Annotated in this window: 8 protein-coding genes; 7 read left to right on the forward strand and 1 reads right to left on the reverse strand. The window is 54.7% G+C overall.

The features are described 5' to 3' along the window. Positions 1 to 8: 8 nt before the first annotated feature. From HG66A1_RS08785 to HG66A1_RS08800, 4 genes are all read left to right on the forward strand, one after another. The gene (locus HG66A1_RS08785; RefSeq protein WP_145182231.1) at positions 9 to 2,252 is read left to right on the forward strand and encodes a DUF1549 and DUF1553 domain-containing protein; all 2,244 of its coding nucleotides are present in this window, start codon (positions 9 to 11) and stop codon (positions 2,250 to 2,252) included. A 90-nt stretch (positions 2,253 to 2,342) separates the two neighbouring features. Then, complete coding sequence (locus HG66A1_RS08790) at positions 2,343 to 4,616, forward strand: serine protease (RefSeq protein ID WP_145182234.1); 2,274 nt, start codon at positions 2,343 to 2,345, stop codon at positions 4,614 to 4,616. A 2-nt stretch (positions 4,617 to 4,618) separates the two neighbouring features. Further along, a complete protein-coding gene (locus tag HG66A1_RS08795; RefSeq protein WP_145182237.1) occupies positions 4,619 to 6,043 on the forward strand; it encodes a DUF1501 domain-containing protein in 1,425 nt (474 codons plus the stop codon). 145 nt (positions 6,044 to 6,188) lie between these two features. Then, positions 6,189 to 7,403, forward strand: coding sequence for an anion transporter (locus HG66A1_RS08800; protein WP_145182240.1), 1,215 nt, complete (start codon positions 6,189 to 6,191; stop codon positions 7,401 to 7,403). Between the two features lie 33 nt (positions 7,404 to 7,436). Here HG66A1_RS08800 and cls read toward each other — a convergent pair whose 3' ends face one another. Next, entirely contained in the window at positions 7,437 to 8,879 is a 1,443-nt protein-coding gene (gene cls / locus HG66A1_RS08805) for a cardiolipin synthase (RefSeq protein ID WP_145182243.1), read from the reverse strand. A 403-nt stretch (positions 8,880 to 9,282) separates the two neighbouring features. On the opposite strand from cls, the gene HG66A1_RS08810 reads away from it, so the two are divergent. The 3 genes from HG66A1_RS08810 to HG66A1_RS08820 all read left to right on the forward strand — a co-directional run bounded on the left by HG66A1_RS08810 (position 9,283) and on the right by HG66A1_RS08820 (position 13,250). Further along, positions 9,283 to 9,990: a hypothetical protein gene (locus HG66A1_RS08810; RefSeq protein ID WP_145182246.1), complete on the forward strand. Its 708-nt coding sequence runs from the start codon at positions 9,283 to 9,285 to the stop codon at positions 9,988 to 9,990. 125 nt (positions 9,991 to 10,115) lie between these two features. Further along, positions 10,116 to 11,924, forward strand: a complete 1,809-nt coding sequence (locus HG66A1_RS08815; RefSeq protein WP_145182249.1) for a cation:proton antiporter — start codon at positions 10,116 to 10,118, stop codon at positions 11,922 to 11,924. Positions 11,925 to 12,065: 141 nt separating this feature from the next. Further along, positions 12,066 to 13,250, forward strand: a complete 1,185-nt coding sequence (locus tag HG66A1_RS08820) for a sialidase family protein (protein ID WP_197997050.1) — start codon at positions 12,066 to 12,068, stop codon at positions 13,248 to 13,250. Positions 13,251 to 13,257 lie beyond the last annotated feature (7 nt).

Consider the following 13,257-nt stretch of genomic DNA (forward strand, 5'->3'; position numbering starts at 1 on the left):
GAGCCGCCATGAATATCTTGCCTCAAGCAGTATCGACGCGTCGGTTATTTTTCGGTTTGACTCTTCTGCTGGCCTCACTTTATCTCAGTAATGCCACCCGTGCGGAAGACGTAAAACAGCCGGTCAGTTTTGTGAATGATGTGATTCCCATCCTGACGAAAGCAGGCTGTAACATGGGAACCTGTCATGCGAAAGCGGGGGGAGGCCAGAACGGTTTTCAACTCTCGCTGCTGGGATTCGAACCGCTCGAAGATTACGACAGCCTGGTTAAGGAAGCACACGGACGACGTCTGTTTCCTGTTGCTCCGACACAGAGTCTATTGCTGACCAAAGCGACCAACGAAACACCCCATGGCGGCGGCAAGCGGCTGAATCGGGATTCCGAAGGTTACCAGTTGATTCAGCGCTGGATTGAAGAAGGCGCGCAATGGAAGACCGGCGCTGAGCCGGAACTGGTCTCCGTCGAAGTGCAGCCCGAACGCGGCCTGGTTGAGATGGGCGAAAAACAGCAGCTCAAGGCCATCGCCAAATATTCCGACGGCTCGACCCGTAACGTGACACACACTGCGTTATATGAATCCAACATTAAATCGATGGCGGACGTCGACGAAGAGGGACTTGTCAAAGTCAAAGATATCCCGGGGAAAGTCGCCATTATGGTTCGTTACCAGGGAAAGATCGCGGTCTTTACCGCAGCGATCCCCCTCAATGCCCCGATTCAGAAAGTACCCAGCGAAAAGAATTTCATCGATCAACATGTGTTTGCCAACCTCAAAGAGCTGGGCATTCCTCCTTCACCAGTCTGTGACGATGCAACCTTCCTCCGCCGGGTGACGATTGATATCTGTGGTCGTTTTCCCACAGAAGAAGAAACAAAAACATTCCTGGCCAGCACCGCAGCCGACAAGCGGGACAAACTTGTAGAGCGTCTGCTGCAGAGCCCGAACTATGCGGATTACTTCGCATCCAAATGGACTCCGCTGCTCAAAAACCGTCGGGATGCAGCCAGCGATATTACTCCAAACTTCGCTTTCCACGCCTGGATCCGCGACAGCATGCTGGCCAACGTGCCCTACGATCAACTTGTTCGCGAACTGCTGGGCGCAACCGGAACCGTCGTCAGCAATCCCCCAGTCGCCTGGTACAAACGGGTTAAGGACCCCAAGGAACAGCTCGAAGATATCGCCCAGCTGTTTCTGGGAGTACGCATGCAGTGTGCTCAGTGCCACCACCATCCGTTCGAACGTTGGAGCCAGGACGACTATTACGGTCTGGCCGCGTTCTTCTCACAGATTGGTCGCAAGCCCACCGGCGTTCAGGGGGAAGACCTGATCTTCCATCAGCGGGGTGTGGCTCAGGCAAAGAATGTCAAGTCAGGTGAAATGCTGAAACCTGTCGCCCTGGGAGATTCGGTAGGTGAGATTTCACCCGATGAAGATCCCCGTCTGAAACTGGTCAACTGGATGAGTTCCCCGGAGAATCCCTTCTTCGCGAAGGCCCTGGTGAACCGCTACTGGAAGCATTTCTTCAAGCGAGCCTTGATTGAACCCGAGGATGACATTCGGGATACCAATCCCCCTTCGAACCCGGAACTGATGGCTGCTCTGGAAGAACATTTCATTAAGTCCGGATTCGATCTGAAGGCTCTGGTGAAAGTGATTACCCAGTCGCACACGTATCAGTTGAGTTCGATGCCCAACGAATACAATCTACATGATCGCCAGAATTATTCGCGGTTCTATCCACGACGTCTGCAGGCCGAGGTGATGCTCGATTCCATCGATGACCTGGCCGGGTCGACAAGTTCGTTCGCGAACCTGCCGCCGGGGACGCGGGCGATCGCCTTACCCGATAACAGTTACACTAATTCCTCAGCGTTTCTGAAAGTCTTCGGTCGTCCCAACAGTGCATCCGTCTGTGAATGCGAGCGGGAACAGACCTCCAGCCTGGCTCAGAGCCTGCACCTCATGAATTCGAACGAGGTCAAGTCGAAGCTGGCAGCCGGTGGTGGCCGGGCCGCCCAACTCGCGAAGGAAGACGAGCCCATCGAAGCCCGGGTGAAAGAGCTCTACATGGCTGCTTTTTCGCGTGAGCCTCGTCCCGAAGAACTTCAAACCGCGATCGAATTTTTGACGACTCCGGTTGAAGACGGAAAGACCAAAGCGGATGCAAAGAAAAAACCGACCAACAAAGATTTCCAGGATCTGATCTGGGCCTTGATGAACACGAAGGAGTTTCTGTTCAATCACTAGGCAGCCGATTTTTATCAACTGGTAATCTGTCAGCAGCGCGACCTGAAAACGACAAATCAATTAAAACCTTCTATCCAGAGGCTGTGAATCATGAAAGCTCTTCGACCGCAACTTTCTCTCGTTGTGGGGATCTGTCTCATCACGCTGGGGCTGACTGCTTCCACCGCGAACGCACAGTCCGTCTGCCTGCCCGCACCGCGTCTGCTGACCACGATGCCCATGGGCGGACAGGCCGGCACAACGTTCGAAATCAAAATTGCCGGTGAAGATATTGATGATGCTGAAGAGCTCAACTTTTCCCATCCCGGTATCACCGCGGAACCCAAGCTGGATAAAAATGGCCTGCCGATCGCCAATCAGTACGTGGTGACAATTGCCAAAGACTGTCCGGTGGGTGTTCATGAAGCCCGCGTGATGACCCGGCTTGGCCTCTCGACGTCACGTGCCTTCAACGTGGGAGACCTGACCGAAGCCGTTCAGACTCCCGGCAAGAACGATTCACTCGAATCAGCGATGCAACTGGATCTGAACTCGATCTGTAATGCCATCATGACCAGCCGTAAGATCGATTACTACTCGTTTGAGGCCAAAGAAGGGCAGCGAGTTGTCGTCGATTGTGCTGCCAAGGGCATTGATTCCAAACTGAATCCGGTCGTCATCATTGCCAATGAACGCGGCATGGACCTGGTCGTTGAACGTCGCGGCGGCATGCTCGACTTCAAAGTTCCTCAGACTGGAAAATATGTGATTAAAGTGCACGGCCTGACTTACGATGGCGGTCCGCATCACTTTTATCGTCTGGCTGTCAAAGCAGTACAGCCTGATGAGCTTGTAAAACGACTGCCTTCGATTCAAGCGGTGAGTGCGTTTTCCTGGCCACCCGCCGGTCTGACCGATGCCAATATCCGTCCCGAAGCGGAACCGAATAACAAACACACCGAAGCCCAGAAAATCACCCTGCCGTGTGACATTACCGGCAGCTTCTATCCCGCAGCCGACGTCGATACCTTCGAGTTCAACGCGAAGAAAGGGGAAGTCTGGTGGGTGGAAGTTGCTTCCGAACGTCTGGGGCGACCTACCGATCCTTCGATCGTCGTTCAGCAGGTCACCGGAACCGGCGCAGATGAGAAACGGACCGACCTGGTCGAACTGAAAGACATTCCCAGTCCGGTCAAAGTCTCCAGCAATGGCTATTCTTATGACGGACCTCCCTACAACGCTGGTTCTTCCGACATCCTCGGTAAAATGGTCATTAAGCAGGATGGCGTCCATCGGCTGCAGATTCGGGACCTGTTCGGGGGAACCCGCAACGATCCGAAAAACATTTACCGCCTGGTGATCCGCAAAGCGGCTCCGGACTTTGCAATTGTTGGCTGGGCGTTGCATATGAATCTGCGTAATGGAGACCGCAACGCGCTCTCCAAGCCCATCGCCCTGCGGGGGGGAGCGACGATGCCTTTCGAAGTGGTTGTGGTACGCCGCGATGGCTTTGATGGTGAGATCGAACTTTTCATGGATAACCTGCCTGAGGGAGTGACCGCCAGTGGAGTGAGAATTCCCAAAGGTAAGTCACGGGGTATCATGCTGATTACGGCTGAAGAAAATGCACCCCAGGGATACTCGAGTGCCAACTTCTATGGTAAAGCGACCATTGATGGAAAAGAGGTAACCCATCCCTGTTACCTGGCTTCAATGCAGTGGCCGGTCAAGAACGCCTGGAGTGAAATTCCCAGTCCACGGCTCATGGCCGACGTTCCGGTTTCGGTGACCGAATCCGAACAGGCCCCGATCACGATTACCCCCGCGGAAGACAAAGTCTTTGAAGTCACCGCTGGCGAAAAACTGTCCATTCCGCTCAAGCACATTCGTCGCAGCGATTTCTCGGGGGCAAATATTACTCTGAAGACCTTCGGCGATGGCTTTGAAGGCAATCCCGCCTTTGATGCCACTCTGAAAGGAGACAGTTCCGAAGCCGTGCTGGATCTGGCAAAACTGAAGCCCGCTCCCGGCGAATACAACATTGCATTTTACGGTTATGCAGTTGCCCGCTATCGGGAAAATCCGACTGGCGTCGCACTTGCAGAAGCAGGACTCAAACAGGCGAAACTGGAAGCGGAAGCTCTGTCCGCCAATGCAGATAAACTCGCAAAGATTGCCGAGTCTGCTCCCGATGCCGAACGTCCCGGTGCGAATTCTGCAGCGAAAGAGGCGGCAGCCAAAGCAAAAGCAGCTCAGAGCGACATCACAAAAGCCGATAAACAGTTAAAGGCAGCCGTTGCTCGCGCCAAGCCCAAAGATATCGTCGACATCATCGTCTCCACCCCGATTCGTGTTCGTGTCAATCCAGCTAAGAAGGCCCAATAGAGATGACAGACAACTTTTATGCTTCATCGATTCAACCCTGTCCGGGACCGGTCAATCGTCGTGGCTTTCTCCGCATGGGACTCGCTGGCTTTGCTTCACTGAGCCTGCCTGGCATTCTGCGTCTCCGGGCCGCCAGTCCGGTGCAGAAGAAAAAAGATAACACGGCCGTCATCATGGTCTGGCAGCCGGGTGGATGCTCGCACATTGACACGTACGATCCGAAACCGACTGCTCCCGTTGAGTATCGTGGTCCGTTCAATACGATCCGTACCAGCGTTCCGGGGATTGATTTCACCGAACTGCTGCCGATGCAGGCGAAGATTGCGGACAAATTCACCGTGCTGCGTTCCATGCGTCACGGCAGTCCGGGCCATCCCGCGGGAACGCTGAGGATGCTGACCGGCGATACAGACATTCGCGACAAAACGAATCCCAAGTATCCGGACTGGATGTGCGTCACGAATTATCTGCGTTCCAAGCAGGGACCGCGGGATAATCCGTTGCCACCATATGTCGGCATCAACTTCTCTTCGCAGAGAGTCGGGGCCGCTTACCTGGGCGATGCCTACGGACCGTTTACGGTATCCGGAGATCCGAACAGACCAAATTTCAGTGTGCCTAATATCGGTCTGTCCAATGCTTCAGAAGTGAAGCAGCTGGATCGACGAGCCGATCTCCGTGCAAAACTGGATACGCTGGAACGCTCCTTCGACCAGGCCGGGGAACTCGAAGCACTGGATGAATTCGAAGCCCAGGCGTTGACTCTGCTGACCAATCCCAAGGCAAAAGACGCGTTCGATCTCAGTAAGGAGGATGACAAGACACGTGATCGCTACGGTCGTAACTCCTGGGGACAGCAGCTGCTGATGGCGCGTCGTCTGGTAGAAGCGGGCGTCGATGTGATTTCGACCAGCCTCAGTGGTCCCCTCTGTGGTCGCGTCAATAACTGGGACGACCACGCCGTGAATCACCACGTGTTTGATGCCCTCCGTTTCCGTTCACAAGCTTACGACCAGGCCGTCTCGGCTCTGATCGAAGACATCTACGACCGGGGCCTGGATGAACGCGTGCTGGTTGTGGTGACAGGTGAATTTGGCCGGACTCCCAAGGTGAACTACCAGCCCAGTACCGGGGAAGGAAACGCCAGTGCTCCCGCCGGAACCAAGCAGCCCGGTCGCGATCACTGGCCACGTGCGTTCTCCAACATCTGGGCCGGTGGCGGTATCGAAACCGGACGCTTCATCGGTGCCAGCGACAAGCTGGGTGAAGATTCCATCGAACGCATCTGCGGCGCAGGCGATTTCCTGGCGACGATTTACCACCATCTGGGCATCGATTCCTCGAACGTCTTCATCGAAGATTTCAACGGACGTCCGACACCCATTATCGCCGACCAGGGCAAACCGATCCCGGAACTGCTGGGTTAGTTCCCTGTCAAAGTATCCTATCGCTGGAACTGCGCGTTCTTCGCGAAGTAGCGTCTGCTGACCCTGTCGCCAGTCCTGCGCAGTGGGTAGACTTGCGACTTGTGATCATCCTCTCTTCACTGTCCTGAGGAAATCGACAAGTCGTATGATTGCCTATGTTATTCTCGTTTACATCGCCGTCTATTTAAGCATGCTGCTGGGAGGTATCCCCGGCCTGCGCGTTGACCGTACTGGAGCTGCGCTGCTGGGAGCGATTCTCCTGCTGGCCGGGCAAGGCATTACGGAGCAGCAGGCGCTCAACTCGATCGACGTACCAACACTGGCGTTACTTTTCGGATTGATGGTCGTCTCTGCCCAGTTCCAGCTGGGAGGCTTTTACGGATATGTGTTGCAGCGCGTGGTGCTGTATGACATGGCGCCCGCGACACTGCTGGCTGCAGTGATTGCTCTAACCGGGGCACTCAGTGCGATTCTGACGAATGATGTTGTCTGTCTGGCAGTTGCACCACTGCTGTCTCGTCTGTGTCTCAACAAACGGCTCAACCCCGTCCCGTTTCTGCTGGCCCTGGCTTGTGCAGCGAATATCGGCAGTGCAGCCACGTTGATTGGCAATCCACAGAACATCCTGATTGGTGAATCACTTCAGCTGTCCTTTAATCGATATCTGCTGATTGCAACGCCTCCTTGTCTACTCGGCCTGGCACTGGTCTGGTGGGTTATTGTCAAAGTATATCGGGATCAATGGACGGTCGCACCTGGGGAGAGCAGTCCGTCTGAGGAGCCCCCTTTCAATCGCTGGCAGACTCTGAAGGGAACCGTGATTCTGTTGCTGTTGGTTGTATGCTTTATGTTTGCTCCCTGGCCGCGGGAACTGTTGGCACTTTGTGCGGCCGGCGTCCTCCTGCTCAGCCGTACTTTTTATTCCCGGAGCGTGATGGGACTGGTCGACTGGCCTTTGCTGGTTCTGTTTATCAGCCTGTTCATTGTCAATGAGGCATTCCAGCTGGCGGGAGGCATGGACTGGTTGATGTCTCATACCGCAGCTGCCGGGATTTCGCTTTCCGAACCGGTGCCGCTGTTTGTGGGAACGGCCGTGTTGAGTAATCTGGTTTCCAATGTCCCGGCAATCATGTTGCTGTTACCGGTCGTGGAAGGCAGCAGTATGGGGGCGTTACTGGCCCTGAGCAGTACTCTGGCGGGTAACTTCATCATCGTAGGAAGTGTAGCGAATATCATTGTTGTGGAAGCAGCCCGGCAGGTGGGAATCAAAATCAGTTTCCGCACACATGCGAGAGTCGGGATACCGGTCACGCTGGGCAGTCTGCTGATCGCGGGAGGCTGGCTCTGGCTGGTGACCTGAACTGGGGTAGCTTCCCAGTAATTCAGCCGACATTCATAAAACGGGGCCCAGCATCGCGACCGAGTTGTTCCAGAAGCGACGCGGTAATGACCAGTTGGTGACATCTTCCAGGGTAATTTCTTTGGCGCCCGCCAGGTACTCTTCCTGGCGCTCCCGGACTGCGGTCGTCAGTTTCGGATCGTAGAGCAGGATGTTGTTTTCGTAATTCAGATCGAAGCTGCGTCGGTCCATATTCGCTGATCCGATCAACGTGATCTCCCCGTCGAAGGTCAGGGTCTTGGCGTGCAGCAGACCGCCGGTATATTCGTAAATCTTCACTCCTGCCTCCAGGAGTTCCCGGTAATAACTGCGACTGGCGGCGGCCACGAAACGGGAGTCGTTGTGAGCCGGGAATATGATGCGGGTATCGACGCCCCGATAGGCGGTCGCGCACAGGGCTTCCTGCAGCGGTTCGTTAGGCACGAAATAGGGGGTCGAGATAACCAGTTCGCGGCGTGATGTGTGAATCAGGGCTGTGAACATTTCGGGCATCGCCGAATTGCGCACGGTCGGACCGGTGCCGATCACCTGGGCAGGAAGACCGTGTTCGAATGAGGTTACTGGTTCTGAGAGCAGGTCAGACAGGTCTTCATCGACATAGGTCATCCAGTCACTGAGAAACAGGTACTGGTTTTGTCGGGCAATGGGACCTTCAAAGCGGACGACCGCATCGACCCAGGGAGCAAATTTCGCTTTGATCCGAAATTCCGCATCGGAACAGTTCTGGCTGCCGCAGTAGGTAATGCCTCCATCGATGACGACGATTTTGCGGTGATTCCGGAGATCGATGCGGCCAATCAGCATGCGCTTCAAGGGATTTCCAATGGGCAGGGCTACGGCCACATGGACGCCCGCCTGGCTCATTTCGCGCCAGTGCGCAGACTTGATCATCAGGCGAGAACCCAGACCGTCCGCCATTGCCCGGCACTTCACGCCCCGGGCGGCTGCCCGCTTGAGGGCTTCGACGACCTTGCAGCCGTTATTGTCGGGGAGCCAGATATAAAACAGCAGATGCACATGATCCTCGGCAGCGTCGATATCGCGGATCATTTCATCAATGACCGTATTCGAGTCGGGCAGCAGACGGGCCTGGTTGCCTTCGGCCGGTTCAAAATTGCTGATGGAACGGCCCACGCGGAACAGATGCTCGTAGCGTTCGGGGACAGAAGGCAGTACCGGATGATTACAGGTGTCTTGGGGCGCAGAATAATGGGGAAGACCCGCGAGTACCCGCTGCATACGGGCGACGCGGCGGTGACCAATGTTAACTTCACCGAGGAGCAGATAAGCCAGGATGCCGCCGACCGGTATTGTGGCGATCACCACGATCCAGGCCAGGCGGGACGTTGGTTCGCGATGCGGTCGCAGAATGACGCGAATGATCACCAGAATCTCGATCAGGATGTGAATCTCCACCACGATTCCGGTGATGCTCATCGGTGTCTCTTTCTCTCAGAGGTAAGTCAGTCTGCGCGTCGGGAAAGGCATGACCGCTGTCGGTCACATCTGGACAGGCACAACTTACCGCATTCAGGGCAGCAGATCAAGACTCGACTCCTGTCCGAGGATATTGACAGATTAGTGAGAACGTGGCCTTTGAATCTGACTGCTCGAGCAGGTACTGATCTGCCAACTTAGACAACTACCCGGAAATCCACTATGATCAACGGGTATGCTCGGGTGTTCAAACTGAGTTGTCTGATTGATTCGTCCTGGAGAATGGTTGATGTTGTCACCTCGATTACTGTCTCGCTCTATTTGTTTACTGCTTTGTCTCATCGTCTATGAGGGCGACGCGCATGTCTTTGCGAGTGAACCACGGGCGCAAGGACTAGTGGAGTTGAAACGATTTCCTGCCCGCGAAGCACATCAGGCTGTCGCCGTGGATGAGCATGCGTTTTATGCGATTTCCAGTCGCGAGATCGGCCGGTACGACAAACAGAGTGGGCAGAAACTGAAGCTCTGGTCTCCGCCGCAGGATTCGCATATCAAGCATCTGAACAGCGGGATTGTGATCGACGGCAAGCTGTATTGTGCTCATTCAAACTGGCCCGTATCCCCGTTAAAAAATACGATCGAAGTCTTTGACGCGGCGAGTCTGCGTCCGCTGCAGACATTGAAGTTCCCCAAGACAACCGGAGCGATCAACTGGGTTGATCGCCGGGAGGGAAAGTGGTGGGTGGTCTTCGCTTTTTACGGAAAAGCAGAGACTGTTAAGCAGACCCGACTGGTACGCTACAACGATCAATGGCAGCCGGAAGCGGAGTGGACCTTTCCGGAACAGGTGGTGCAACGCTTTTTGCCTAACAGTAATTCCGGCGGGGCCTGGGGACCAGGAGGTCTGCTCTTCACGACCGGTCACGATCATGGGGAGCTCTATGTCTTGCGGGTTCCCGAGCAACCGGGAGTGATGGAGTACGTAGAGACGCTGGCTGCTCCCCTCGCGGGGCAGGGAATTGCCTGGGATGCGACAGATGCAGGTGTCCTGTATGGCATCGTTCGCAAGCAACGCGAAGTCGTCAAAATGCGACTCAAGCAGGCTGAATGAGGGAACGCAATCACTTCAGGCTGCATTCAGGGACCCGTCTACTTCAGACAAGTTGACTGACTTGCACAATCGGGAGTGACTCAGGACAATAAGCGGCCCTTACGTAAATGAAGTCTGGAGTCCCCATGAGTGAACACATTATTTTATCCCTGTCCTTTATTCTGCTGGCCGGAATTGTCTGCCAGTGGCTTGCCTGGCGGGTAAAATATCCCGCGATTATTTTCCTGCTGGCCACAGGGATTTTCGCCGGCCCGGTGATGGGTTGGCTGGATCCGGATGAACTGTTTGAAGATCTGCTGTTTCCCTTCGTTTCGCTGGCAGTGGCGGTGATTCTGTTCGAAGGAAGCCTGACTCTGAAGCTGCAGAACATACCGGGGCTGGAGCGGGTCATCCGCAATATGATTACCATCGGTGCCTTCATCACCTGGATGGGAACGACCCTGGCGACGCGGCTGCTGCTCGATTTTTCCTGGAACGTTTCGTTTTTATTCGGTGCCCTGATGGTGGTCACCGGGCCGACCGTCATTACACCGCTGCTGAGGACCGTGCGCCCCAAAGAGAACGTCGCCCATATCCTGCAGTGGGAAGGGATTCTGATCGATCCCCTGGGAGCGATTCTGGCGGTTCTGGTGTTCGAATTTATTCTGGCTGGAGGCGCTGAAGGGGGCTTTGCCGCGGGGCTGGTTGTGTTCGGTAAAATGGTGCTGATCGGGGTACTGTTTGGCGCAGTAAGTGGTTACCTGTTTGCATTCCTGCTGAAGAAATACTGGATCCCTCAGTATCTGCATAACTTCGCCTCGCTGGCTTTGGTGTGTGTCGTGTTTGCTGTCTCCAATATGTTCGAGGCGGAATCCGGTCTGCTTTCGGTCACAGTTCTGGGAATCTGGCTGGCAAATACCAAAGGCCTGGATCTGGATGACATTCTGGATTTCAAAGAAAGCCTGAGTATCCTGCTGATTTCCATGCTGTTCATCATGCTGGCAGCTCGTATGAATCTGAGCTCATTTCGTGATTTAGGCTGGCCTGCGGTGGCGGTCTTCGCGGTAATTCAATTTGTGATTCGCCCGGTGAGCGTGCATCTTTGTGCCTTGGGATCCAAGCTGTCGATGAACGAGCGGCACCTCCTGTCGTGGATTGCTCCGCGCGGGATTGTCGCAGCAGCAATCTCGGCCCTGTTTGCCATTAAACTGCAGGCGGTTGGCTATCCATTTGCTGCAGCGATGGTTCCCCTGACATTCATGGTGATTGTAGGGACGGTGGTGTTACAGAGCACGACTGCCGGCCCGCTGGCCCGCTTTCTGAAAGTCGCCGAGCCTGAACCGAACGGTTTTCTGATTGTCGGTGCAAACCGTCTGGCACAGGTGATTGCCCTGGAATTGAAGAAAAACGGCATTCGGACATTTCTGACCGACCAGAACTGGTCTTCCGTGACTGAAGCCCGACTGAAAGGGCTGCAAGCATATTGGGGAAACCCCGTGTCGGAACATGCGGAACGGCATATCGACCTGATCGGCATTGGGCACCTGCTGGCGGTCTCCCCCCAAATGGAACTGAATGCCCTGGCGGCGCATTATTATCGACTGGAGTTTGCCAAGGAGAATATCTTCACGATCCGGATTTCAGAACCTACGGCTGGGAAGGCCGAAGCCAAGACTGCTTTTAAGTATGGTGGCCGCCCCGTGTTTAGTGAATCGCTGAACTATCAGGATCTGAGTCGGATGCTGGAGCAGGGGGCGGAAATGAAAACGACTCTGTTGTCAGAAGAATTTACCTTTGAACAATTTCAGAACCAGATCGACGCCAAACGCATCCCATTATTCGCCATCGATACCAATCATCGTGTGCAGGTCTTTACAGCAGAGCCTGATTTTCAACCTAAGGCGGGCTGGAAGATCATGAGTCTGGCGGAGAAGGTACCTGTCGAAGCCGAATGATTGCTTCAAAAGGCCGCTTTTGCCCCAGACTCTCTGTGCTGAGATCAGTCTGGATCGACAGCACAACACTGCTTTACAATACGATCTCAACAATCTTTGTTTCACAGCTGATTTCCATGTGACAGAATGTGGAGAGTTTGTATGAGCGTTCATCGCCGCGAGTTTCTGAAACAATCTCTGGCCTGCACATTGGCGGGAAGGGGGACCGGTTCACTGTTACAGGCGCAAGTGAAAGCGGCTGCTGAGAAACGTCCGTTGTTGAAGCCGGTTCATGAGTCCGTTGTCTGCCCCTGGACCCCAGAGCATCCGCGGCACGATCATCAGTTGATCTTCCCGTTGGATGAGCGGCGGCTACTGCTGGTCTGGTCTGAATATTACAGCCGGTCTAAGCAGCCAGCGCAAAAGAAAGGTTTTTCGGGAATCGGTGATCATGTTGCCTGTCAGATCAGTTCGATGACCTCCGATGATCGGGGCCGTAGCTGGGGGAATCGACGGGTGTTGCAGACCAATGAGTGGGCGCACAACGTTAAACATCCCAATCTGATCCGACTGTCCGACCAGGAAATTCTATTCTCATATGTAGGTTGGGACAGCCCCCGGGCGCGGAACGTTTTTATGAGACGTTCTAACGACAACGGCCGGACCTGGGGACCACAACAGCAGATTTCGGAACCGGGCTGGTACTGCTGTAACGCCGACCATGCTTTACGGCTGAGCACCGGCCGTGTTTTGATTCCGGCCCATGGGCCGGCTGCGGACAATTATGTTGGTGGAACAGCATATAAAGGGGGAGATCTGCACTCATTTGTCTTCTACTCTGATGATGGCTTTCAAACGTGGAAGCGGAGTGCAAACAGTATGACTGCCCCGGGGCGGGGCTGTCACGAACCGGCGATTGTTGAACTCAAGGATGGCAGACTACTCTGTTTTCTGCGGAATACGAATCAGTGTCTTTATCAGTGTTATTCCGAAGATGGTGGTGTCCATTGGAGTAAACCGGTGCCTACTGAGCTGCCTTCCCCGGAAGCGCCTTCCATTATAAAACGAATTCCATCCACGGGGGACTTGCTGTTGCTCTGGAATCATGTGGCCTCACCCCGGAACTGGCCGCGGACACCGCTGACAGCAGCGGTTTCACAGGATGAGGGTAAAACCTGGCGACACTTCAAGGATATCGACAACCGGACCAATTATGACGCCGCGTATCCATCTCTGACATTCGTCGGGGACGAAACGCTGATTGCCTACTATTCTCGTTCGACCGACTGGAAACGTGATTCTGAGGTTTCGCTCAAGATTTTCCAAACCGATCAGTTTTATGCCTGACGTGATC

It is taken from the genome of Gimesia chilikensis (assembly GCF_007744075.1).
Taxonomy (GTDB): Bacteria; Planctomycetota; Planctomycetia; order Planctomycetales; family Planctomycetaceae; genus Gimesia; species Gimesia chilikensis_A.